Origin of the sequence: Mesorhizobium sp. M0317 (assembly GCF_040321555.1) — a bacterium.
Classification (GTDB): domain Bacteria; phylum Pseudomonadota; class Alphaproteobacteria; order Rhizobiales; family Rhizobiaceae; genus Mesorhizobium.
Genome location: NZ_JAMYRV010000006.1, coordinates 141,067 through 163,647 on the forward strand (window position 1 = coordinate 141,067; position 22,581 = coordinate 163,647).

The 22,581-nt window shown below is 61.2% G+C and carries 21 protein-coding genes; 10 read left to right on the forward strand and 11 right to left on the reverse strand.

Going from position 1 to position 22,581, the window contains the following annotated elements:
• Nucleotides 1-5: 5 nt before the first annotated feature.
• The 6 genes from NKI88_RS07955 to NKI88_RS07980 all read left to right on the forward strand — a co-directional run bounded on the left by NKI88_RS07955 (nt 6) and on the right by NKI88_RS07980 (nt 6,748).
• Nucleotides 6-407 (forward strand): GFA family protein, encoded by a 402-nt coding sequence (locus tag NKI88_RS07955; RefSeq protein ID WP_023715108.1) that lies wholly within the window; start codon nt 6-8, stop codon nt 405-407.
• 197 nt (nt 408-604) lie between these two features.
• Nucleotides 605-1,270: a hypothetical protein gene (locus NKI88_RS07960; RefSeq protein ID WP_023670314.1), complete on the forward strand. Its 666-nt coding sequence runs from the start codon at nt 605-607 to the stop codon at nt 1,268-1,270.
• 7 nt (nt 1,271-1,277) lie between these two features.
• Nucleotides 1,278-3,956, forward strand: a complete 2,679-nt coding sequence (locus NKI88_RS07965) for an OmpA family protein (RefSeq protein ID WP_352654519.1) — start codon at nt 1,278-1,280, stop codon at nt 3,954-3,956.
• Nucleotides 3,957-3,967: 11 nt separating this feature from the next.
• Nucleotides 3,968-4,462 (forward strand): Rab family GTPase, encoded by a 495-nt coding sequence (locus tag NKI88_RS07970; protein ID WP_023670316.1) that lies wholly within the window; start codon nt 3,968-3,970, stop codon nt 4,460-4,462.
• A 3-nt stretch (nt 4,463-4,465) separates the two neighbouring features.
• A complete protein-coding gene (locus NKI88_RS07975; protein WP_023693905.1) occupies nt 4,466-5,536 on the forward strand; it encodes an adenylate/guanylate cyclase domain-containing protein in 1,071 nt (356 codons plus the stop codon).
• Nucleotides 5,537-5,680: 144 nt separating this feature from the next.
• The gene (locus NKI88_RS07980; RefSeq protein ID WP_023693904.1) at nt 5,681-6,748 is read left to right on the forward strand and encodes a cyclic nucleotide-gated potassium channel; all 1,068 of its coding nucleotides are present in this window, start codon (nt 5,681-5,683) and stop codon (nt 6,746-6,748) included.
• A 208-nt stretch (nt 6,749-6,956) separates the two neighbouring features.
• Here the strand turns inward: NKI88_RS07980 and NKI88_RS07985 are convergent, their stop codons facing one another.
• The 8 genes from NKI88_RS07985 to NKI88_RS08020 all read right to left on the reverse strand — a co-directional run bounded on the left by NKI88_RS07985 (nt 6,957) and on the right by NKI88_RS08020 (nt 14,067).
• Nucleotides 6,957-7,685 (reverse strand): amino acid ABC transporter ATP-binding protein, encoded by a 729-nt coding sequence (locus tag NKI88_RS07985; protein ID WP_023670319.1) that lies wholly within the window; start codon nt 7,683-7,685, stop codon nt 6,957-6,959.
• A gap of 70 nt (nt 7,686-7,755) precedes the next feature.
• Entirely contained in the window at nt 7,756-8,430 is a 675-nt protein-coding gene (locus NKI88_RS07990; RefSeq protein ID WP_023821289.1) for an amino acid ABC transporter permease, read from the reverse strand.
• Nucleotides 8,427-9,104: an amino acid ABC transporter permease gene (locus tag NKI88_RS07995; RefSeq protein ID WP_023695534.1), complete on the reverse strand. Its 678-nt coding sequence runs from the start codon at nt 9,102-9,104 to the stop codon at nt 8,427-8,429. Before NKI88_RS07995 ends, NKI88_RS07990 begins: the two co-directional genes overlap by 4 nt.
• Before the next feature lie 136 nt (nt 9,105-9,240).
• Nucleotides 9,241-10,029, reverse strand: coding sequence for an ABC transporter substrate-binding protein (locus NKI88_RS08000; RefSeq protein ID WP_023684789.1), 789 nt, complete (start codon nt 10,027-10,029; stop codon nt 9,241-9,243).
• 108 nt (nt 10,030-10,137) lie between these two features.
• A complete protein-coding gene (locus NKI88_RS08005) occupies nt 10,138-11,301 on the reverse strand; it encodes a saccharopine dehydrogenase family protein (RefSeq protein WP_023733917.1) in 1,164 nt (387 codons plus the stop codon).
• Complete coding sequence (locus tag NKI88_RS08010; RefSeq protein WP_023670324.1) at nt 11,298-11,807, reverse strand: Lrp/AsnC family transcriptional regulator; 510 nt, start codon at nt 11,805-11,807, stop codon at nt 11,298-11,300. The genes NKI88_RS08005 and NKI88_RS08010 overlap by 4 nt, the downstream gene beginning before the upstream one ends.
• A 318-nt stretch (nt 11,808-12,125) precedes the next feature.
• Entirely contained in the window at nt 12,126-13,169 is a 1,044-nt protein-coding gene (locus NKI88_RS08015; RefSeq protein WP_352654522.1) for an acyltransferase family protein, read from the reverse strand.
• A 172-nt stretch (nt 13,170-13,341) separates the two neighbouring features.
• Nucleotides 13,342-14,067 carry a 3-keto-5-aminohexanoate cleavage protein gene (locus NKI88_RS08020; protein WP_352654524.1) on the reverse strand — a complete coding sequence of 242 codons (726 nt, stop codon included), beginning with the start codon at nt 14,065-14,067 and terminating at the stop codon, nt 13,342-13,344.
• Between the two features lie 200 nt (nt 14,068-14,267).
• On the opposite strand from NKI88_RS08020, the gene NKI88_RS08025 reads away from it, so the two are divergent.
• Complete coding sequence (locus NKI88_RS08025; RefSeq protein ID WP_023670326.1) at nt 14,268-14,690, forward strand: OsmC family protein; 423 nt, start codon at nt 14,268-14,270, stop codon at nt 14,688-14,690.
• A gap of 44 nt (nt 14,691-14,734) precedes the next feature.
• Entirely contained in the window at nt 14,735-15,274 is a 540-nt protein-coding gene (locus tag NKI88_RS08030; RefSeq protein WP_023695530.1) for a carboxymuconolactone decarboxylase family protein, read from the forward strand.
• Between the two features lie 46 nt (nt 15,275-15,320).
• On the opposite strand, the gene NKI88_RS08035 is transcribed toward NKI88_RS08030, so the two are convergent.
• Nucleotides 15,321-15,779, reverse strand: coding sequence for a hypothetical protein (locus tag NKI88_RS08035; protein WP_050586866.1), 459 nt, complete (start codon nt 15,777-15,779; stop codon nt 15,321-15,323).
• 65 nt (nt 15,780-15,844) lie between these two features.
• Here NKI88_RS08035 and NKI88_RS08040 point away from each other — a divergent pair, with 65 nt between their 5' ends.
• Nucleotides 15,845-16,588: a 2OG-Fe(II) oxygenase gene (locus tag NKI88_RS08040; protein WP_023805622.1), complete on the forward strand. Its 744-nt coding sequence runs from the start codon at nt 15,845-15,847 to the stop codon at nt 16,586-16,588.
• 378 nt (nt 16,589-16,966) lie between these two features.
• Nucleotides 16,967-18,589 carry an ABC-F family ATP-binding cassette domain-containing protein gene (locus NKI88_RS08045; protein ID WP_023689031.1) on the forward strand — a complete coding sequence of 541 codons (1,623 nt, stop codon included), beginning with the start codon at nt 16,967-16,969 and terminating at the stop codon, nt 18,587-18,589.
• 45 nt (nt 18,590-18,634) lie between these two features.
• Here NKI88_RS08045 and NKI88_RS08050 read toward each other — a convergent pair whose 3' ends face one another.
• Nucleotides 18,635-21,256, reverse strand: a complete 2,622-nt coding sequence (locus NKI88_RS08050) for a bifunctional diguanylate cyclase/phosphodiesterase (protein ID WP_352654527.1) — start codon at nt 21,254-21,256, stop codon at nt 18,635-18,637.
• 262 nt (nt 21,257-21,518) lie between these two features.
• Nucleotides 21,519-22,412 (reverse strand): hypothetical protein, encoded by an 894-nt coding sequence (locus NKI88_RS08055; RefSeq protein WP_352459589.1) that lies wholly within the window; start codon nt 22,410-22,412, stop codon nt 21,519-21,521.
• Nucleotides 22,413-22,581: the final 169 nt, after the last annotated feature.

Genomic DNA, 22,581 nt, shown 5'->3' on the forward strand with positions numbered 1-22,581 from the left:
AAACAATGGTCACGCGCCGCGCGCAATGTCTCTGCGGCCAGCTTTCAGCCGTCTGTTCGGGCGAGCCGGTGCGCATCTCGGTCTGCCATTGCCTCGACTGCAAGCGCCGCACCGGCAGCGCCTTCAGCTACAATGTCCGGTTTGCGCAAGCTGATGTATCGATCGAGGGGCGGGCGAAGCAGTTCACGCGCGCCGGCGACGAGGGCGGCCGCGTCATCTACAATTTCTGTCCGGAGTGCGGCGCCGCCGTCCACTATCGCATCGACACGCAGCCCGGTGTGATCGCCATTCCCGTCGGCGCCTTCGCCGACCCGTCGTTCCCGCCGCCCTTCCAGTCTTTTTACCACGAAAGCCGTCGCTGTGAGTGGGTCGAGATCAACGCCGAGCCGCTGGCGACGTTCGACTGAAGGCCGCTTTTTGGATACCCGGAACCGTCCGCACGCTCCGCGCCTTTGAGAGGGCATCGCCCCCTGATTGCCATTGCCGAGCCGTTAGCCACCGCGCTCGGCTGCCCCATGAATAGGCATAAGTCAAGACGAATCCGGCTTGCGGCCCGATTGCTGACATGCTTACCTGACGGCATGTGTTCAATGGGGGTATATGGATGGCTAAGGAATCTTCGAATTCCGCTTCTTCAGAAAAGAAGGCGGACGTAAATCTGATAGGTAACACAGAAGGAAACGGGCTGAACTTCATGGGAGTTCAGGCCCGCGAAAACGGAACCGCCGGCGACGCCGTCGGTGTCGACAAGATCCGTGACCTGCTCTTCGGCAACCAGATGCAGGACTATGACCGCCGTTTTTCCAAGCTTGAAGAACGGGTGTTGCAGCGCTTCAAGGATGTCGAGTCCGAGGCCAAGCGCAATCTCGAAATGTACGAGTCGAATGCAAAGAAGCAGATCGATTCGCTTGCAGGGCAATTGCGGAGCGAAAAAGATTCACGAGCCGATGCCGACAAGGAGATCGACCGGAATCTTCGCGAGCAAAACCAGGCTCTTGAAAAGCAGGTGCGCACGTTGTCGGATCAGTTGAGCGCGCTCGAGCGCGACGTTTCGGACCGGATAAATCGAAACGATCATTTGCTGCGTGAGGAAATCAAGCAGAAGAATGAAGGCGTTCAGATGCTGATCGAGAAGATGTTTGCCGACCTCAGCAACGTCAAGACCGACCGAAATCTTTTGGCTGGCCTGTTTGTCGAGGTTGCAAAATGTCTCAATCAGGATCCCGTCGGGAGCAAGAGCAACTCGGACCGCAGCTGGAAAGTGAGTTGATGGGACCTTGACGTCCACCGTCGACCCATTCAACCTTCCGCAAAGAACAGCCTCGAACGATACAGAGATTGATCGCGAGGCTCTGGCTCGTCTTTTGATCGAAATTGCCCGGAACGTTGATCCGGACTACCGTGCGCAGTTCGAGGCGGTTCCAACCGCCGATCCGCGCATGGAAACGCTGCGGCAGTTGCTGGTCAGCCGCGAAATCTCGGAGCTTTCACGCGTTACGCATCTGCTCGACGAACCCGAGCAGCTTGCGGCGGCCGTGGGCGACGTTCTTCCCAGTGCTGCCGGACGAGCGCCTTACGCGCAACTCGGCGAGGCGCTTGCGCCAGCTGTCGAACGGGCTGTGCAACGGTCGATCCAGAAGAGCCCGCGCACGCTGACGGACATATTGTACCCGGTGTTTCTGCCGGCAATTCGCAAGTCGATCGGGGAAAAGATCGACCAGACCTTTCAGTCGCTGAATGAAACTCTAAGGCACATATTCACCTGGCACGGGCTCAAGTGGAGACTTGAAGCCTGGAGAACAGGGGCAAGCTTCTCGGCAGTTGTTCTGAAGCATTCCCTTGTCTACCGTGTGGAACATGCCTTTCTCATTCATCGGAATTCCGGCCTTTTGATAGCGCATGTAACTGCCGACAATGCGACGAGCGAAGATCCTCAGCTCATTTCTTCGATGCTCAGTGCGATTCAGGATTTTGTAAAAGACTCATTTAACGAGAAAGAGCAGAGCGGCCTGGACACAATCCGTTTCGGCGAGCTTCGTCTCTGGTCGGAAGTTGGACCGTTTGCGACACTGGTTTCGGTGATCCGGGGAAATCCGCCGGAGGAATTGCATGAAATCGTTCGCGATGTGTTGCTTCGCATCCATGAGCAATCCTCAGAGGCTTTAGAGCAGTTCGACGGCGACGGTTCGCAGCTGGCCTCCGTAGAGGCGCAGTTGCAGACCTGCGTCGAGCTGAAGCAGGAGGAATCAAACGACGGATTTCCGTGGCTGGTGGCGGCCGTTGCCCTGTTGCTCTTGAGTCTGGCAGGCGGTTGGTACTTTCTTTCCTGGCAATCAGCGCAGCGCTGGCAGGCTTACGTGTCGCGCTGGCAGGCTTACGTGTCGCGAGTGGAGGCCCAGCCGGGCATCATCGTTGCCGAACAGCAGGTACGCGATGGCCAGTTCTATATTGCCGGCCTGAGGGACCCGCTTGCCGTCGACCCGCAGTCGCTGTTGTCAGGCACGGGAGTCGATCCGGCCGGGGTTCATTCGCAATGGCAATTTTATCAGAGCCTTGAGCCGGAGTTCGTGCTGAAGCGGCTGACGGCGTCGCTGGCTCCGCCGGATTCAGTGCGATTTTCGATCGTCGATGGTCGCGTCGTCGCCGAGGGTGAGGCTCCCGACACCTGGATCAGCCGGGCGCGCGCGGCGGCCCAGCAGCTTTCGGCAGGCGGGCCGTTCTTCGACATCTCGGGGGTTCGTGACGTAAGCCCCGAAGTGCGCGCGGCGCAGCGCTGGCAGGCTTATGTGTCGCGACTGGAGACCCAGCCGGGCATCATCGTTGCAGACCAAAAGATACGCGACGGCCAATTCTATATCGCCGGCCTGCGAGACCCGCTTGGCGCCGATCCGCAATCGCTGTTGTCGGGAACAGAGGTCGATCCCGCCCGGGTTCATGCGCAGTGGCAATTCTATCAGAGTCTTGAGCCGGAGTTCGTGTTGAAGCGGCTGACGGCGTCGCTGTATCCGCCGGATACAGTACGACTTTCGATTATCGATGATCGCATCGTTGCCGAGGGCGAGGCTCCCGACACCTGGATCGATCGCGCGCGCGCGGCGGCCCGGCAGCTTTCGGCAGGCGGACCCGAATTCGACATCTCCAAGGTTCGTGACGTGAGCCCCGAAGCGCGCGCGGCGGAGCACTGGCAGTATTATGTGTCGCGGCTTGAGGCCCAACCGGGAATCATCGTCGCCCAACAAAGCGCGAGGGGCGGACATTTCTACATTTCCGGCTTGAGAGACCCGCTTGCCGCCGACCCGCAAGCCCTGCTGTCCGGAACGGACGTTGATCCTGCCCGCGTTCATGCACAGTGGCAATTCTATCAGAGCCTTGATCCGAAGTTTGTGGTGAAGCGGCTGACGGCGGCGCTGTCCCCGCCGAAAACCGTTCAGCTCTCGATCATCCAGGGTCGCATCGTGGCCGTGGGTGAGGCTCCTGCCGGCTGGATCAACCGCGCGCGGGCCGCCGCTGAACAACTTTCGGCGGACGGAGTGGTTCTGGATGTCTCGCAACTGCGTGAGCTGAACCTTGCAGAACTTAATCATTTGAGGCAGGCGATCCAGACGACCGATATTTTCTTCTCTTCCGGCAAGGTTGTGCCGGGACCGGAGCAGACGCCGGTTCTCGACAGGTTGGCGGATCAAATAAAGGAATTCGCCCAGAGTGCCCGCAATTCCGGCGTAACGGCGCGGTTCATGTTGACCGGGCATTCGGACACCACGGGCCGTGAGACGGCCAACGCGTCGATCAGCGCCGCCCGCGCCGAGACAGTTCGTGCGCTTCTCAACAAGCGCGGCGTTGCTCCCGAACTGCTGCTGGTTCGGGGCGCGGGCACTTTTGAGCCGGCTGTACCTGAAAACAGTCTAACCGGTAGCTCCACCAATCGCCGGGTTTCGATTACGGTAAACCTGGACTAGCGGAGCCCAACATGTTGCAAAAAAAGATCTGCATGCTGGGCGGCTTCGCCGTCGGAAAGACGAGTCTGGTCCGCAGGTTTGTGCAGAGCATCTTCTCAGAAACCTACTTGACCACCGTCGGAGTGAAAATCGACAAGAAAAGCGTCGCGCTCCCGGACAAAACCGTGGATCTGATTTTGTGGGATTTGGCCGGCGAGGACGATATCGGCTCATTCCGCGTCAGCTATGTTCGAGGTGCAACCGGGCTCGTGCTAGTCGTCGATGGAACCCGCGCTGCTACTCTTGCCGTGGCACTCACGCTGCGCGAACGGGTCGAGGCCGAATTCGGCGCCATGCCGTTCGTATTGCTGTTCAACAAGTCCGATCTGGCCGATCGGTGGGCGATATCGGATGGTGAGATCAACGAGTTGAGGCAACGTGGATGGCAAATCTATCTAACAAGTGCGCTTTCGGGCGAGCAGGTCGATGACGCCTTTCGTCAACTTGCCTTGATGGTCACCAAATAGACCATGCATGAATTGCCAAAAGAAGTCAGAAATTGGTTTTTCAATTTCTTCTTCGACGGGCACGCTGTCGCTTATCTGAAAATCGACCCTGAGCTTTGCATAGCTGCCAAGGGCGGCAATGTTGAACATTACGGGCTGTCATCACTTCGCATCGGCAAGCCTGTTGCCGAGCAGCTTGAATTCATGGAGGGTTTGCTGCCTTGCCCGGAGCTTCCGTTTCGCATGGACATGGTTGAACTGCCCGGCGGGCGTGTCGCCGACCTCCATTTTTTTGCTGACAACGCGTTCGTGTGGCTGCTTTTTCTGGACGCCACTGCCGAACGAGACAACAGGCAGCGGCTTCAACAGAAGGCCTATGAAATGACGCTCCTGCAAGAGAGGGAGCGTCAACTCAACGAAAAATTGCAATCGACGAACGAGGCGTTGAGGAAGAGCCAGGAGGGATTGGCGCGTGAATATCAGCGCGCCGAAAACCTGCTCCTCAACATTCTCCCGGCCTCGATCGCGGAGCGATTGAAAGCGCAAAAGAAAATTGCCGACAACCACGCAGAGGTGAGTGTGCTTTTTGCCGACATCGTCGGTTTTACGGAACGAGCGCGCAGCGTCGGAGCGGTGACGACGCTCGCTATTTTAAACTACTTCTTCAAGGCGGCGGATCGGCTCTCTGAGCGATACGGCTGCGAAAAGATCAAAACAATTGGCGATTGTGTGATGGTGGTCGCCGGCCTGCCCACGGCGCGATCCGATCATGCAAAGGCCCTCACGCGCTATGCGATTGAGCTGCGCAAAGCGGTCAAGCGGGAACGCTTCGCAGGAGAACCGATAAGGCTGAGAATTGGAATTCACTCAGGACCGATCGTCGCCGGCGTCATAGGCAAGAGGCGGTTCGCCTACGACCTGTGGGGTGAGACCGTTAATCTCGCCTCACGTATTCAAACGTCCGCGGAGCCCGATGAAATCCGTATTTCCGATGCAACTTGCCAACTGCTTGGACCGAAATTTGCTTGCGACCCACTCGAGGAAACGGAATTGCGCGGTGCGGGTCGCGTGCGAATGTGGCGGCTCCCGAGCTGATCCGTCGCCTGCGGTGCGACCGTGGAGCGCCGATAGCGGCGCCCGAAAGCCATTGGCGTGACCTGATCTTGCGATCGCAAAGCACCCTTTGCGCTTGCCCGGAAGGCCTCTATTCTGGAGCACAGTGGCCGCTGGTGGGATAGAATGTCGGTACTGCCTTTTCTGAGAATCTACGCACCGCTAAATGCGGTGCTCGCTGCGCCTGGGCTTCTGGCGGTGGCTGCGCTCACGATGCCGAACATGTCCGGACGAAGCAGACTGGCTCTGGCTGCCGTGCTCGCTGTCATTTGGGCCGCCTATCTTCTGCAGATGGCCGAGACCCTGCTCAAGCGCTGGGCGGGAGACCTTCGGGACAGGACGCCGGCAATCGCAATCGATGTGCTCGCGGTTTTGGTTCCACTCGCCGCATTCCTGCTCGACGGCACGCCCGACCGCAGCCTCTACTGTGCTGTCTGGCTGCTGAAGCCGCTGCGCGACTCGACGTTCTTCCCGCTGCTTGGCAGGGTTCTGGCCAACGAAGCGCGCAACCTGGTCGGCGTCACCACGGTCTTCGGCCTGGTTCTGTTCGGTGTCGCACTTGCGGCCTATGTCATCGAGCGCGACGTCCAACCGGAAAAGTTCGGCAGCATCCCCGAGACAATGTGGTGGGCGGTGGTCACGCTGTCCACTACCGGCTATGGCGACGACATTCCGCAAAGCTTCGCCGGCCGCGTTCTTGCCGGGGCTGTCATGATGTGTGGCATCGGCATCTTCGGGCTCTGGGCCGGCATTCTTGCCTCCGGCTTTTATCAAGAAGTCCGTCGCGAGGATTTCGTCCGCAATTGGCAATTGATTGCCGGCGTTCCGTTGTTTCAGAAGCTTGGCCCGGCCACGCTGGTCGAGATCGTGCGCGCGTTAAGACCCCGCACGGTGCCGGCGGGCGCCGTGATCTGCCGCAGCGGCGAGACCGGCGATCGGATGTTCTTCGTCGTGGAGGGCCGCGTCAGCGTCGCGACGCCGAACCCGGTGGAGCTTGGCCCTGGCGCCTTCTTCGGCGAGATGGCGCTGATCAGCGGCGAACCGCGTATGGCGACCGTCACTGCCGCAACTTCTGTCTCACTCCTGTCGCTGCACGCGGCGGATTTCCAGATGCTGTGCAGCAGCAGCCCGGAAATCGCGGAAATCATCCGCAGGACCGCGCTCGAGCGGCGCGGCGCGGCGCCGGTGGCTTGACCGTACAGCCGATGGTGGCCCGGCTGGAACTGGATGGTACGGCTCTATCGACCACGCGCGAAGGTTCTGGACGGCACGTGGAAGGTCCCAGAGGCGTAGCCGGAGACCTAAACGTAGCCGATCCACTCTACCGGCGGCTCGTTGTTTGGCGCTGTGCGTCGACAGTTCCTGCCCCGCGGCCTTTCGGACGACCGGCTTTGGCTAAGCTCTAATGCCTTAGAATCTTGCTTAGAAAAGCCCGGCTGCGGTCGGTCTTCGGGTCGGAGAAAAACGCTTCCGGCGTGCCGCTTTCGACGATGGCGCCGGCGTCCATGAACACCACGCGCTGCGCCACCTTGCGGGCAAAGCCCATTTCGTGCGTTACCACCATCATGGTCATGCCTTCCTCGGCCACCGCGACCATGACGTCGAGCACTTCGGAAATCATCTCGGGATCGAGCGCCGAGGTCGGTTCGTCAAACAGCATGATCTTGGGGCGCATGCCGAGGCAGCGCGCGATGGCCACACGCTGCTGCTGGCCGCCGGACAGCTGTGACGGGTAGGCGTTGACCTTGTCGGCGAGGCCGACCTTGGCCAGCAAGTCGCGCCCGGCCTGCTCGGCCTCGGCGCGGGGGATCTTGCGCACATGGATCGGCGCCAGCGTGACGTTTTCCAGCGCCGTCTTGTGCGGGTAGAGGTTGAACGACTGGAAGACGAAGCCGATCTCGGTGCGCAGCTGCGTCATGTTGGTGGCGGGGTCGCCGAGGCGCTGGCCGTCGACGACGAGGTCGCCATCCTTGATCGCTTCCAGGCCGTTGATGCAGCGGATCAGCGTCGACTTGCCCGAACCACTTGGGCCGCAGACGACGACCACTTCGCGCGGCTCGACGCTGAGCGTGATGTCCTTCAGCACATTGAGCGAGCCGAACCATTTGTTGACGCCGCGAAAGTCGATCATGCCCGTTTTGGTCAGGTTTGTCTTGGTCGGGCTTGGATTGGTCATGGCGGTCAGCCCTTTGGGTTCGATGTCACAGCTGCACCTCGCCATGCCCCGCGCCCATGCGGCGCTCCAGCCGGCGGGCGAGCATGATCAGCGGATAGCAGACGACGAAATAGCCGACGCCGACCAGGAAGAAGACCAGCAGGCCGTTGGGCACACGCTGCACCACAAGCCAGCCGACGCGGGTGAGGTCGGTCAGCCCGATCGCCGAGACGACGGAGGAATCCTTGATCAAGAGTACATATTGCCCGACCAGCGGCGGCAGCACGATGCGCATCGCCTGCGGCAGCACCACCTGGCGCATGCGTTGCCAGCGCGACAGGCCAGACGCCAGAGCTGCCTCAACCTGGCCGGTCGGCACCGAGCGGATGCCGGCGGCGACGATCTCGCAGATGAAGCACGCGGCGAGGTTGGTGAGCGCGATGATGCCGGCCGTGAAGGCATCGAGCTCGATGCCGAATTCCGGCAGGATGAAGAAGATCAGGAAGATCTGCACCAGGAACGGCGTGCCGCGGATCAGGTCGACCCAGGCGCCGATCACGCTCGAGATCAGCCGGTTGCCGCCGGTGCGCAATATGCCGAGGCCGAAGCCAAGCAGCGTGCCCAGCACCAGGCTGATCGCCGACAGCATCACGGTCATGCCAAGGCCGCGCAAGGCGAGGGGGTAGCTGCCGGCCAGGCTTTGCAGCTGTTGCCAGATCATGTGCTGCTCCTTGCCGGCTGCAGACCGAGCCACCGACTGGACAGCCCCGCCAGTCCTTTGAGGCAGTAATAGAGCAGCAGATAGAAAGCGGCGATGGTGAGAAAGCCTTCCGCCGGCATGAAGCGGTCGGACGCCAGCAACTGGCCGGCGCGCGTCAGTTCGGAAACCGAGATCAGCGACAAAAGCGCGGAATCCTTGACCAGCACGATCGCCTGGCCGAGCAGCGGCGGGATCGTCACCTTGAAGGCTTGCGGCAGGATGACCAGGCGCATGCGCTGGACATAGGTCATTCCCGAGGCAACCCCGGCCTCGACCTGGCCGCGCGGGATCGACAGGATGCCGGCGCGGATGATTTCCGCGACATAGGCGCCGCTGTTCAGCGACAAAGCGATGATGCCGACGACGAGCTCGGGCAGGACGAAGCCGAGACGCGGCAGGCCGAAATAGAGGAAGTAGAGCTGCGCCAGCAACGGCGTGGCGCGCACGGCATCGATATAGCCCTTGGCCAGCACGCGAAACAGCTGGCCGCGCTGCAGGTTCATGGCGGCGAGCACGATGCCGACGGCCAGCGCGCCCGCAAAAGACAGCGCCGACAGCCACACGGTCGTGATCAGACCCTGCCCGAACAGCGGCAGATATTCGACGATGGTGCGGAAGCTGAAATTTTCGAGCATGGCGGTGAATTGTGAATGGTGAATGGGCAGTAGTGAGTAGTGAGTGGTGAGCAGTGAAGGGCGTCCGGAATGGCCGTTCACCATTCACCATTCACCATTCACTACTTCCTACTCACTACTCCCTGCTTACCTCTGCTTAGTGATCCTTCTTCCAGGCGTCGGAATTGACCCAGTAGTCGAGGTTCTTCTGCAAGCGGCCGTCGATGCTGACCTGGTTGAGGAACAGGTTCATCCAGATCAACAGGTCCGGCTCGTCGTAGCGGGTGGCGAAGGCAAGCGGCTCCTTCGACAACAGGTCCGGCATGATGGTGAAGGTGCCGGCGGGATAGGCTGTCGACTGACCCTTGACCGCCGAGACGTCGTTGACGCCGCAATCGGCTTGGCCGTTGTTGACCGCGTCGAGCAGCAGCGGGCCGCCGCCCTTGTAGCTCTTGATGTCGGCATCCGGGAAGGCGTTCTTGGCTTCCTTTTCGCCGGTGGCGCCTAACAGCACGGCGATCTTGGTGCCCTTGGCCTTGCAGTCCTCGGTTGTCTTGAACTTGCTGTCGGCCTTGGTGAAGACGGTGCTGCCCGTATACATGTAAGGTGTGGTGAAGGCGACCTTCATGCCGCGCGCCAGCGTCGGCGTCATGTCGGCGACGAGCAGGTCGGCCTTGCCCGAAAGCAGCGCGGGGATCAGCCCGTCCCAATCATAGTCGAGGAAGGTGATCTTGACGCCCATTTCCTTGGCCATCAGTTCGGCGAGTTCGACCGAACTGCCGGTGCGCTCGCCGGCCGCGCCGACCAGCGAGAAGGGAGGTCCTTGCGTCTGTACCGCGACGCGCAGTTCGCCGCGCTTGGTGATCTCGTCGAGCGTTCCGGCACTGGCAGCAGCGGTCAGGCCCGCAAGCGCAAGTCCGGCGATGAAAAGCTTGGCAATCTTCATTTGGCATTCCTCCTGTTATCGTTGTTGTTCCACTTTGTTATTCCACCCTTTCGGGTGTTTTTTGAGCGGCGGCACCGTTTGCCGGCGGCAGCCACCGTTCGAAAATCCTCAGTCCCAGGCCACCGTCTCGGCAACCTTGATGCCACGCCTGGCCAGCTCGTCGAAGAACGGCCCGTCCGGCACATGCAGCAGCGGGTTCAAAAGCCCTGGTGTGGCGATCTCGCGCCGCGCCAGCATCTGCGCCACGATGCTGGCGGGATAGCCGACGCCAAGGCTCATGCCGAACAGGCCTGATGCCAGGTCGCGTTCGATGATCAGGTCCGACGTCACCGTTTTGGCGCGGCCGCCTTCGAGACCGGAAAAGACATTGCGCATCACGCAAAGGTCCTTCTCGTCGGCGCCATATTGCAGTTGCGGGCCGAGCAGACGGCCGAGAAATTCGCGTGGGCTGGCGCCGGTGCCGGGCACCTTGTCTTCGGAGAGGAAGCCGAGTTCCTTCAGTGGCGCCCAGAACGCCGACCATCCCGGCCAGCGCAGCGTATAGCGGCCCGAGCGTTGCAATCCCTTGGCGGCTGCCAGCATCTCGACATAGTGCAGAGCGTCGCCATTGGGGAAAGCTTCCAGCCGGCCGAGGCCCGCGACCTCGATCTCGTGGATGAAGGCATTGTCGTGCTGTCGGCCGGCCGGCACTTCGACGCGCTTGCCATGCTCGATCATCACGCTGTCGCGGTTCTGGCTGACCAGAACCATGTCGAAATTCCAGCTTACCTTGTAGCAAAGCGGCTTCGCCATCGCCTTCGGTTCGGGGATGCCGCCGCAATAGGAATCGATCGAGGAGATCGTAGAGAACTGCTTTGCGGCGCGCGCATAGAGCACGAGGTCGATGCCGGGATCGAGCCCACATTCGGTCATGATCGAAACGCCGGCCTGTTCAGCCTCCGGCGCCAGATCGGCAATCGCCTTGCCGTAATTGGTAGTGACCAGCGGCGTGCGCGTTGCGATCGCGGCCTGCACCGCCTCGCGCATCAATGGCTGCGGCAACAGATCGATGGCGGCGTCGACATCCGCCAGCACGGTGGCAAGCGCCGGACCGATCGCGCCCTCGGGCATGACGAAACGCACGCGGGAAAGGTCGGTCAGCCCGGCAAGCCGGGCAGGGCCGTCAGCCGACGTATCGACGCAGACGACTTCCTCGACACCGGCGCTGGCGACGAGATCGGCGATGGCCGCCCGTCCCTGCAGGCCGAGGCCGCCGAGAACAGCTATTCTCATGCCGGCTCCTTGCGTGACGGTGTTTCTTCCGACCAGCAGCCTTCGGGAAGGCTGACCCATTTGTTGCATGAAGCCATGACGACGAAGGTTTCGCTGCGCACGACTTCCCCGGGAATGCCGGCGCCCGGAATCAGCTCGCTGGTGATGCGGTAGAGGTCGGCGACATCGCCGGCGACGGTCACGTCGACGATGATGTCGAAGCGCCCGGTAACCACCGAGGCCGAGTTGACGAAAGGCAGTTCGGCAATGCGCTGCGCCAGTTCCCGGGCGCGGCCACGTCCCTGAGCGTTGATGCCGACAATGGCCGAGATCAACTCGGGGCGTTCGGTCAGATTGAGCAGCCCGACGATCTTCAAGAGGTTGCGGTCGAGCAGATTGCGCAACCTTGAGCGCACCGTCGGCACCGAGATCGCCATCGTCTCGGCGAGCCGGTTGATGCCGGGCTGGGCATCCTGCGACAACAGCTTTACCAGCCGTCGATCGGTTTGATCGAGATGCTCACGCAAAGGCAAGGCTTTCATAATGGGAAAGAAACGATCGGATTTTCTGTCGGATATGAAAAATACCTTATGGGGAATTTTTAACAGCAGCAAGAGCTATGTCATCCCTCTGTGTCAGTTCCCGTGTGCGTTCAGGCAAGACAGGATGCATGTCGTCCCAAAACCGCTGCACATTTTGGGGCAGTCGAGGATGTGCGCGACAGCACTAGGTGAGGGAGTTCGAAGACGATCTTGCCGCGGCCGTGGTCGCTTGAACGCGACGGTAGGTCGTAGTGAGCAACGCACCCGAATGGCAGGCCGACCGAGCTGCGGCGTAGCCGCAACTCACGCCTTCACCTGATAGGCGGAGAGGCTCATTCGCGACATGGCCAAAAGCGGCCTTTCGATAAAACTATAACTCGCCAGGGACACGGCGATGCAGGCGGTGACAATAGCTATGCTTGCAAGCCATGGTGACACATTGGCGGTTGCAACGACAGGAGCGATCGCGAGCAGCACGATAGGATGGGTCAGATAGAGAGAGTAGGAAGCATCTCCCAGCCTTGCCAGCACGCGAGGAGCAAAAAGTCGGAAGTAGCTCTCCAGGCTGATGCAACCCGCGACAAGGATCAGCGCCGGGATACCTTGAGCAAGGGTTCGCGGCAAGTTGAAGCCAAGTACCATCACCAGTGTGGACACAATAGCGAACCCGACAGCCGAGGCGCCCAGGAAAGCCGGCAAACGCACCAGTCTGCCGACCAGATGGCCGACAGCCATGCCGGCAAGGAACTCAAACAGGATTGGCGTGGTATAGAAAAACAGCACAGTGTCGGCGGCGGGTTTGAAGATAATGCGTGCGGCTACGGCGATTGCAAAGACAACGCCAATCGTGGCCATTTGCGTCAGCGCACCAAAACCCATAGTCGCCGCGAACAGAATGTAAAACAGGATTTCCAGATTGAGCGTCCAACCCACGCCAAGCACTGGCTGGACATAGCCTGTGGCCGTATCGAGATAGGGCACGAAAAGCAGGCTATTGGTAATCTGCTCAAAGGACACTCCACGACCGGCAAACAGCCAAAGTGCGGCGACCATGAGGAAGGTCATGACCCAATAGAACGGAACGACGCGCGTGAACCGCTGCATCAAAAAAGCACGGTGGTCGCGATGTCTGTTCTCCGTCGAGAGAACCATGACAAAACCGCTGATGACGAAAAACAGGTCGACGCCGCTGTTTAGAATGGGAATAGGCAAATCGAGCACGCCTAGTGCGGCCGGAAGATGATAGATAACAACCATTAGGGCTGCTAGCCCCCGCAGGGTCTGTATCGATGTATATTGTTGAATCCGACGCGGCGCAGCGTGATCATTATCCGGAATGACGTTCATTAAAAAATGTCCCCGATGCCGGAGAATATTAACACCGATGAGATCGTTGATGCGACGATTAACTGCCGGTTTAATTAATACATAAAATTTGAATAGCTTTCACCGACTTTCGCGGCCCGGGCCTTGCGATCGCCATCGTCTCGGCGATGCCTTGGCGCGCTGCTTGTATGCGCTATCGCCCGGCCTGGAAGATCGCCACGGCTGCCGCCGTCAGCGCGGCATTGCCGGCCGCAACCGTGCCATCCGGCAGATGCTTCCCATCCTCCAGCCCGACGCGCGTCGACCAGTCGCGATCCGCGGCACGGCGCACGAACGGCCACACCGTCGCGTTCTCGCCATGCAGCAGGATGGCACGGCGAATGCCGGCGCGCTCCAGGACCTGTTCGATGCAGTCGGCGACCGCAAAAGCCTCGTCTAGCGTCTGCTCGGAAATCTCGATCAGCACGCGCAGCACGCGCCCGCCATGGTCGAGGCCGACCAGCCGCTCGGCGTCGGCGACCGACGCCAGACCCGCCTCGATGCCGATGCCGCGCTGCCGCAGGCTCTCCATGACGATAGGCGCGGCCGCCTCGCTGAGATTGACCGAGGCATAGTCCGGCAATTCGCGCCAGCCGGCGATGGCGACCAGCGTGCTTGTATCGTCATTCTCGATCCAGGCGCCGGTGGAGACGCCGATCAGCGTACCGGGGCAGGCACGGCGCAGCCCTGCGATGGTCGGATCCATCGCTGCCGGCGCAAGGCTCTCGCGGCGGTCCGCGCTGCGGGCATGGACATGCAGCTCAGCTGCGCCCGCGGCAATCGAAGCCGCCCCGTCGCGCGCCATAGCGTCGGAGTCGAGCGGCAGTGTGGGGTGAAAATCGGCGGCGCGCGCGCCATTGATGCAGGCCTGGACGATCATGGCTCTCGCGATCCTGTTGCGGATCGCGCGAGCCTACCGCAGGGCAGGGCGGAGAGGGAACGGGCGTGGTGAAGATTGCTGACAGGGTGCCGCTTCTGCGGAGGTTGCGGTATCGGCCCAGGACATACCATATAGCGGGACAGGACACGCCACGGGCGATCCTTACCCCTTTGCCGGACTGCCGGCCAGAAGGATTTGCGATGGCTGAGTTGAAGGTCAGAACCCGCGTCACCGGCGCGACGGCGACGCTGCAGCCCGGCGGCTTGCCTTCCATCACCACTCCGACCGGCGGTGCAGTCGATGTCGTCACCGGCGTCAGCGCGCCGGGCTTCAATCCGCTCGACCTGCTCTACGCCTCGCTCGCCGCCTGCATGGTGCTGAGTGCGCGCATCGCCGCCTCCCGCCTCGGGGTTGCCGCCGCGCTTGGCGAGGTGCGCGCCGAGGTCAGCGGCGAGAAGGCCAAGGACGAGCCGTCGCGCGTCGAAAGGCTCAACATCAGGCTCGACATCTCAGGCGATCTCGACGCTGCGACCAAGCAGCGGATCGTCGAGGACGCCGAAGCGATCTGCACGGTGTCCAACACGCTGCGCGCCGCGCCGCAATTGCATACGACGCTTGGGTGAGGGCTTCGCAGAATGCCTCGCTGCCACCAACCAAGGACCGTCCCATGGCCATGATCCCGCCGATCGACTACGCCTCGGCATCGCAAGACATCCGCGCCGAGCACGACAGGGAGCTTGGCCTGCGCGGACGCATGACCAACATGAAGCGCATCCTGCTGCATTCACCGGCGGCCCACCGCATCTATGCCGAATGGTTCACCCTGCGCGATCTGCTCAAGCCCGCACTCGACGACCGCGCTGTCTGGCTGTTGTCGCTGGCGATCTCCGAGAGATGCCGCGCCGAGATACCGCTTACCTTCTTCCGCCGCGCGCTGATCGACAGCGGTCTTGATCCCGAGGCGATCGAGCCCAGCGCTGAAGAAGCTTTGCTGATCGAATTCGGCAAGGCAGTCGCTGCCGATACCAACGCCGTTCCCGACGATGTCTGGGCGGCACTCAAGGCTAGCTACGACGACACACTGCTGGTCAACCTCGTCGCCTTCGCCGGCATCATGGTGGCGACCTGCCTGTTCACAAACGCGGTGAGGGTCGATCTGGACCCTGAGTTGGAGGCGTATCGCCGCAAGGGTGCCGATCCGGTCTGATGCGATCGATACGCAGTCGATCTGCAGTGGATATCGCCCGGAAGGATCAGCCGTAGTAGCCGGCTCCAAACAGCAAAAGTGTTTCCACCTGGGAGTCCGCTTCTTTTCCTATGGCTGTCCAGATGCTGATGCCGAGAGCATTCGAAATCGCGCTATCGATCTCGACCTTCACATTGGGGTCGGTTTGTCTCAAGAACCTCAGCGCAACCTCCATGGAAATCGGAAACAGCGACGCGCCACCCAGTTCCAAGATCGCAGGCGAGGTGAATTCTAGCGCTTCGAGTGCGCCATCGGCCTTGTAATAGGCGAATACTCCAAGGTCCGGCCAATAGTCGGCCGGAACGCTGGTTGGGCTCCGCCGAAAGACCTTGAGCTCTCCTGAAAAGAAGGATCTGACAGTCGCCTTAGACGATCCGAGAGGAAGCCCTTTGACGCCATTTAGCGGTTCGATCGAAAGATGCATGTACACAGTTAATCGCTGCCGGCAGCAGATGACAATGTTCATCGCAGGAATCGGGTGGCCCAGGCGCCTCGTTCGCCCCACTTTGACCGCAAGCAAAGGAGGCATCCATGACCATCCATTCGATAAGCACCAAACGCGCAGCCCATTCGGCCGAAGCGCGCGTCGCAGCGCAGGACTGGAGTGCTCTGGTCGGCGAACTGAACAGCCACGGCAGCACCGTCATGCCGGCGCTGCTTTCACCCGAGGAGTGCACCGAGATCGCCGGTCTCTATCCGCATGAGGACCATTTCCGCAGCCATGTGGTGATGGCCCGCCATGGCTTCGGCAAGGGCGAGTACCGCTATTTCCGCTATCCGCTGCCGGATCTGGTCGGTGGCCTGCGCACCGCGCTCTATCCCAGGCTCGCCGGCGTCGCCAACGACTGGAACGAACGCATGGGCGCGGCACGGCGCTATCCCGATGACCACGCCGCCTTCCTCCAGCTTTGCCACGAAAGCGGCCAAACGCGGCCGACGCCGCTTCTCCTGCAATATGGCCCCGGCGACTTCAACTGCCTCCATCAGGACCTGTATGGCGATCTCGCTTTTCCCCTGCAGGTGGCGATCCTGTTGTCGCAGCCCGGCGAGGATTTCACCGGCGGCGAATTCGTCCTGACCGAACAGCGCCCGCGCATGCAAAGCCGTGCCGAAGTGGTGCCGCTGACCCGGGGCGATGCGGTGATCTTTGCTGTCCACAACCGCCCGGTGCAAGGCACGAAAGGCCATTACCGCGTCAACCTCAGGCACGGCGTCAGCCGCCTGCGCTCCGGCAGGCGGCATACAGTGGGGATCATTTTCCACGACGCGAAGTGACAATTCGTCGGACACAGCCAAAGCACCTCACTACCGCTGCTTATTGACATGGCGAGTTCGGCGGAACAGTCTCCGCTTGTGTAAGAGAGGGGCATTTATGAAACGATCCTATGAGAAGCCGACACTCGTCAGACGGGGCAAGCTCGCCTCGCTCGCCGCCCAGCAGGTGCCGTCAATAGAAGCGGAAGTGCCCGCACCGAACTGAGTACAGAAGCTGGTTCAAAAACAGCCCGTTGCGCAAAATCGCGCGGCGGGCTGTTTTGCATTCTGGAGGTGCGGACCGCAGCGGCTTTTGCGCGCGGCGTCAAATGGGCGCTTCCTCTGGCGCGGCCGATCGCGTAAGGGCCGGGGAAAATCCTCCAAGGTTCTTCCAGTCGCATGATCCGTCTTGAAAGCATCAGCAAACAGAACGGCCGCCAGCTTGTCTTCATCGAGGCCTCGGCCTCGCTACAGAAGGGCGAGAAGATCGGCCTTGTCGGTCCGAACGGCGCCGGCAAGACGACTTTGTTTCGCATGATTACCGGCCAGGAGCAGCCCGACGAGGGCCAGGTGCAGGTCGATCGCGGCGTCACCATCGGCTATTTCAGCCAGGATGTCGGCGACATGGCCGGCCACAGTGCTGTGGCCGAAGTGATGAACGGCGCCGGGCCGGTCAGCGACGTGGCGGCCGAAATGGCCGAACTCGAGGCGGCCATGGCCGATCCCGAGCAGGCCGACCGGATGGATGAGATCATCGAGAAATATGGCGAGGCGCAGCACCGTTTCGAGGAACTCGACGGCTATGCGCTCGATGGCCGCGCCCGCGAAGTGCTGGACGGCCTGGGCTTCAGCCAGGAAATGATGGACGGCGATGTCGGCAAACTGTCCGGCGGCTGGAAGATGCGCGTGGCGCTGGCCCGCATCCTGTTGATGCGGCCCGATGTCATGCTGCTCGACGAACCGTCCAACCATCTCGATCTCGAAAGCCTGATCTGGCTGGAGCAGTTCCTGAAAGGTTATGAGGGCGCGCTGCTGATGACCTCGCACGACCGCGAGTTCATGAACCGCATCGTCAACAAGGTGGTCGAGATCGACGCCGGTTCGCTCACCGCCTATTCCGGCAATTACGAATTCTACCAGCAGCAGCGGGCGATCGCCGACAAGCAGCAGCAGGCGCAGTTCGAGCGCCAGCAGGCCATGCTGGCCAAGGAGATCGCTTTCATCGAGCGCTTCAAGGCGCGGGCGTCACACGCCGCCCAGGTGCAGAGCCGGGTGAAGAAGCTCGACAAGATCGATCGTGTCGAGCCGCCCAAGCGCCGTCAGATCGTGAATTTCGATTTTCAGCCGGCGCCGCGCTGCGGCGAGGATGTCGTGACGCTGAAGAACGTCCACAAGGGCTATGGCAGCCGCTCGATCTATGAGGGGCTGGACTTCCAGGTCCGCCGCCGCGAGCGCTGGTGCATCATGGGCGTCAACGGCGCCGGCAAGTCGACACTGCTGAAGCTGGTGGCCGGCGCGTCTGACCCGGATGCCGGCACAGTTGCTCGGGGGCCGAGTGTGAAAATGGGCTATTTCGCCCAGCACGCCATGGAGGTGTTGGAGGGCGAACGCACCGTGTTCCAGACGCTGGAGGACGCGTTTCCGCAAGCCGGCCAGGCGCCGCTCAGGGCACTCGCCGGCTGCTTCGGCTTTTCCGGCGACGAGATCGAGAAGAAATGCCGGGTTCTGTCAGGCGGCGAAAAGGCGCGCCTGGTGATGGCGCTGATGCTGTTCGACCCGCCCAACCTGCTGGTGCTGGACGAGCCGACCAACCATTTGGACATCGCCACAAAGGAGATGCTGATCACGGCGCTGTCGCAATACGAAGGCACCATGCTGTTCGTCTCGCACGACCGCCATTTCCTGGCCGCACTCTCCAACCGCGTGCTGGAACTGACGCCAGAAGGCATCCACACCTATGGCGGCGGCTATACCGAATATGTGGAGAGGACCGGGCACGAGGCGCCGGGGCTGCGGACCTGACGCAGGTCCTGCGTCCGCATTTGCGTCCAGCAAAGCCAGGATTTGTCAGCTCGCCGCCAGCCATTTGCGCGACTGCGCGAAGGCCTTGAAGGCTTTGGCATCCATCGGGTAGCCGAACAGGAAGCCTTGCAGGATGTCGCAGCCAAGCTCTTTCAGGATGCGCGCGTGCTCCATCGTCTCGACGCCCTCGGCGATCACTTCGATCCCGAGCGACTTGCCGATGTCGATGATGGACGACACAAGCTGCCGCTGTGCGGTTGAGCTGGTGATGGGGGTGACCAGCTGGCGGTCGATCTTGAGGCGACGGGGCCGCAACTTCAACAGCGAGACGATCGAGGCATGCCCGGTGCCGAAATCGTCGATCTCGACGTCGATGCCGAGCCCCTTGATGTGTTCGATGTTCCAGCTGACCAGCTCGTCGTTTTCGTCGAGGAAAATCGACTCCACCAGTTCGAACGACACGGTCCCTTCCTTGATCGGAAGCTTGCGCAAACCCTTGATCAGGTCCCTGTCTTCCAGGCGCCGTGCGGAAACGTTAACCGAGACGCGCGGGATGTTGAGGTGGCTGCGCGACCAACGCTCAAAATTATCGAGCGCCTGCTCCAGGACGGTGCGGTCGATAAGCGCCACGACATTAAGTTCTTCAGCCACCTTGATGTAGGCGTCGGGGGCCAGCATGCCGCGTTGCGGATGATCCCAACGCGACAGCGCCTCGACGCCGACGATCTCCAGCGTCTTGGCGTCGAACTGCGGCTGATAGTAGACGATGAATTCGTTCCGCTCGAGCCCGCCCAGAATCTCGTCGGCGGTTTGCTTGGTCCGCACGATCTCGCTCTGCAGCTCTTCGTTGAAAAACTCGTAGCGGTTGCGGCCGCGGCCTTTCGCCCGGTACAGCGCCAGATCGGCATTGACAAGCAACTGCTTGGCATCGACGCCGCTATTGGCCGCAATGCCGATGCTGACGCCGAACCGGCACTGGTGACCCAGATAGTCGACCGGCTGGCGCATCGCATCGATAATGTGGTCGGCCAGCGCGGCGAGGTCCTTGTCGTCGCGTCCATGGCTCAGCACGACAAACTCGTCGCCGCCGATGCGCGCAACGAAATCGGCACTGCCGACGCTGGCCTTGATGACTTTCGAAGCATGCACCAGCAATGCATCGCCCGCTGCATGGCCGAGCGTGTCGTTGATCTGCTTGAACCGGTCAAGGTCGAGATGCAGCAACGCCGCACGGCCGTCGGCTTCGCGGTTTTCGGCAAGCATCTCGTCCAGATACCGACGGTTGGGCAGACCAGTCAGCGAATCATGCATCGCGACATGCTCGATGCGGGCTTTGGCCAGGTTCAGTTCGGCATTTTTCGATTCTGAAAGGCGACGTTCACGCACGAGATTCTCGTTGAGCAGCACGTCGCCTGTCACATCCCATTCGGCGCCGATCATTTTTGGCGTGCCGTCGATGTCCCGGAAGAAACTGGCGCGGGTGCGCACATGGCGAATGGTGCCGTCCGGCCGCAGGAGCCGATATTGCGAAGAGTAGGGTCCTTGTGTTGCAACAGCCGAATCGAAATCTGCTTTAGCCCGTTCGAAGTCTTGGGGATGGATCGCCAGCGCCCAGTCGTCATAGCTACGGGTCTTGCCGCCGCCGGGTTTGCCATAGATTTCGTTGATGCGGTCGTCCCATACGAGTTGGTTGCTGACGGTATCGTGCTCCCACACGCCTATAGCAGAGGCTTCCAACGCCAACTCCAGCCGCCGGGACAGGCGCCTCAACTCGGCGTCACTTTTCTGCCGCTCACCGAAAAGACGTCCTGCCACGAGGATCGGCAGCACCACCAGCGCGCCGGCAAGCGCCATGAGCAGACGCAACAGCCACTCATTTTTCGGAGCGGTCGGCCAACCGCCCTTCGGTATGGCTGAAATTTGCCAGGAGCCTGAAGGCAATTGCACCTCTGCCATCACCGGATTGCCGGACACGACATTATCGCCGCCAAAGAACAGTTCCCCGCCGCCGCCGAGCGCATCCTTGCCGATAAGCGCCACATCGATATCCAGATCAGGGTCGGTCAGTCCGCTGGCAGCGTAGAGCCGATCGACATCGATCACGGCCGAGACGATACCCCAGAAACGGTCGCCGCCACCCGCCGTCGGCACGAAAACCGGGATACGGCCGATGAAGCCACGTCCGCCTTGCGCCAGTTTGACCGGCCCGGCGAGCACCAGCGCGCGCTGGTCACGGGCGCGAAGCGCGGCCATGCGTTGCGTATCGCTCTTGCGGTAGTCCAGCCCGATGGCTTTTTCATTGCCTTCCAGCGGATATATCAGCGCGATGACGAGGTCGGGGGCGCCGGCAATATCGCGCAACTGCGATTTTTGCTCGAACAAATTACGGGCGAGTGCCGCAAATCTTTGCTGGCCCATATAGGGCTCGGTAACGATTGTCGAAACGAGACCCTGAACCAGCTGGAGATTGCCGCTTATGTTGCCTTCGAGCTTGGCACGTATGATGTTGACCTTGGCCAGGACGTCGGCGCGCGCCAGCTGATCGGAGACCTCTCTGTTCCTCTGGTCGGCAACCAGGGCGCAGACGAGAAGCACGACAAAGGCAATCGCCGCCGGCAAGTTGGCGGAAGAAAAAACGGCCCGTTTCAACCGGCCGGAATTGAGCATTGCACCTGCCAACTCGATCCGAAGACCTTTCCAGGACAGTAGTCCTTCGGTCGACCATAGTAGCTAAAGCTTAAATTTGAGCTTCGAGACGAATCCGAGAACAAACGGTAAGCTTTTGGTTGCCAGGGTCCAGCCGAAATCTGAATGAGTGTCCGAAAGTAGGACGCCAGGTTGCAGAGTTCTGCAACCCAGCGGCGAAGTCATATTCGTCTCAGATTGCAACAAGCCGCCTGATCTTGCCGCGCGGGCCCTTGCGGGAGGCTTACTTCCCAGCCATTTGATCGGCCAGCGCCTGCGCCTGGGCGAGCAGCGCCGGGAAAGCCGTGTCAGCCGGCAGGCGCTGCGCCATGCAGGCCCGGTAGTCGCTGTCGCCCTTGTCCCAGGCGGCGTTGGAGGAATCGAACGCTTTTTCGTCCTTCAGATCCGACGCCTGGTAGGCCTCCTGGAATTTCTGCGCGGCGGCGTCCGCAGCAGCCCACACGGCGTCGCAAGCGGTGATCTTCGGAACTGCAGGGGCTGCCGGCGCTGCGATAATTCTCACGCTGTTGCCTTTGACGAGCGTAACGATGACTTCCTGCTCATAGATCGGCCCGACGTCCTGCGTCCAGCCGCCGAGCCGTGCGAAGGCGATGTCGGCGCCCTCGGGCTTCTTCAATGGAAAGTCGAGCGTTCCCTCGAAGGCGGCGTCGCTGTTGATCGCCTGGGTATAGAAGGCATCCAGCTTAAGCGCCTCATCGATGCCAGCGGGCAGTTTGAAACTCTCGTCGGTCTCGGCGGTTCTGGACTGGAGCCAGCGCTCCAGCAGCCCTCGCGTCGTTGCCACCAGGCTAGGCCCGTCGTCGTCCTTGGTGTATCGCAGCCCATCGAGCATGCCATAGCCGATATCGGAATCGCTGAGGCTTTCGATATTGATTGTGCCGGTTGGCGGAAAGTCCTTGACCGCCAGCGGCCCGATAATGCCGGCAAGACGCTGCTGGAGGTCGGCCAAGGCCTTCTCGTTCTCAGCGTCGATGGTCTCGATTGCCGCGTTCGCGCTGTTCAGCGCCGCGATATCAGCAATCGCCTTGTCACGCGCGGCCACATAGTCGTCCTCCGGCGAGGCCGCGAAAGCCACGCTGCTCACCAGTGCAAACAGAAACGTCCAGACCCACCGCATGATATAAACCCTGCTCTACGTTCGATTCCAAGGATACATGACAACATTGGGCTGAAAAAAGACGGCGTTGGAGCTGCCCCCTTGAGGGGGAGATGGCCGGCAGGCCAGAGGGGGGTCGCCGCGCGTGAAGCGCTGACTCCTTTTGCAGCGCGAGACGACGTTAGCGCTT

What these genes read in the sequence shown, in the direction of transcription:
- NKI88_RS08030 (WP_023695530.1), top strand. Translation starts at nt 14,735, where the DNA reads ATGGCCATGATCCCGCCGATCGACTACGCCTCGGCATCGCAAGACATC.
- NKI88_RS07985 (WP_023670319.1), bottom strand. Translation starts at nt 7,685, where the DNA reads ATGATCGACTTTCGCGGCGTCAACAAATGGTTCGGCTCGCTCAATGTG.
- NKI88_RS08015 (WP_352654522.1), bottom strand. Translation starts at nt 13,169, where the DNA reads ATGAACGTCATTCCGGATAATGATCACGCTGCGCCGCGTCGGATTCAA.
- NKI88_RS07990 (WP_023821289.1), bottom strand. Translation starts at nt 8,430, where the DNA reads ATGATCTGGCAACAGCTGCAAAGCCTGGCCGGCAGCTACCCCCTCGCC.
- NKI88_RS08040 (WP_023805622.1), top strand. Translation starts at nt 15,845, where the DNA reads ATGACCATCCATTCGATAAGCACCAAACGCGCAGCCCATTCGGCCGAA.
- NKI88_RS08020 (WP_352654524.1), bottom strand. Translation starts at nt 14,067, where the DNA reads ATGATCGTCCAGGCCTGCATCAATGGCGCGCGCGCCGCCGATTTTCAC.
- NKI88_RS07955 (WP_023715108.1), top strand. Translation starts at nt 6, where the DNA reads ATGGTCACGCGCCGCGCGCAATGTCTCTGCGGCCAGCTTTCAGCCGTC.
- NKI88_RS08045 (WP_023689031.1), top strand. Translation starts at nt 16,967, where the DNA reads ATGATCCGTCTTGAAAGCATCAGCAAACAGAACGGCCGCCAGCTTGTC.
- NKI88_RS07995 (WP_023695534.1), bottom strand. Translation starts at nt 9,104, where the DNA reads ATGCTCGAAAATTTCAGCTTCCGCACCATCGTCGAATATCTGCCGCTG.
- NKI88_RS07970 (WP_023670316.1), top strand. Translation starts at nt 3,968, where the DNA reads ATGTTGCAAAAAAAGATCTGCATGCTGGGCGGCTTCGCCGTCGGAAAG.
- NKI88_RS07980 (WP_023693904.1), top strand. Translation starts at nt 5,681, where the DNA reads ATGTCGGTACTGCCTTTTCTGAGAATCTACGCACCGCTAAATGCGGTG.
- NKI88_RS07960 (WP_023670314.1), top strand. Translation starts at nt 605, where the DNA reads ATGGCTAAGGAATCTTCGAATTCCGCTTCTTCAGAAAAGAAGGCGGAC.
- NKI88_RS08000 (WP_023684789.1), bottom strand. Translation starts at nt 10,029, where the DNA reads ATGAAGATTGCCAAGCTTTTCATCGCCGGACTTGCGCTTGCGGGCCTG.
- NKI88_RS08055 (WP_352459589.1), bottom strand. Translation starts at nt 22,412, where the DNA reads ATGCGGTGGGTCTGGACGTTTCTGTTTGCACTGGTGAGCAGCGTGGCT.
- NKI88_RS08035 (WP_050586866.1), bottom strand. Translation starts at nt 15,779, where the DNA reads ATGAACATTGTCATCTGCTGCCGGCAGCGATTAACTGTGTACATGCAT.
- NKI88_RS08050 (WP_352654527.1), bottom strand. Translation starts at nt 21,256, where the DNA reads ATGCTCAATTCCGGCCGGTTGAAACGGGCCGTTTTTTCTTCCGCCAAC.
- NKI88_RS07975 (WP_023693905.1), top strand. Translation starts at nt 4,466, where the DNA reads ATGCATGAATTGCCAAAAGAAGTCAGAAATTGGTTTTTCAATTTCTTC.
- NKI88_RS08005 (WP_023733917.1), bottom strand. Translation starts at nt 11,301, where the DNA reads ATGAGAATAGCTGTTCTCGGCGGCCTCGGCCTGCAGGGACGGGCGGCC.
- NKI88_RS08025 (WP_023670326.1), top strand. Translation starts at nt 14,268, where the DNA reads ATGGCTGAGTTGAAGGTCAGAACCCGCGTCACCGGCGCGACGGCGACG.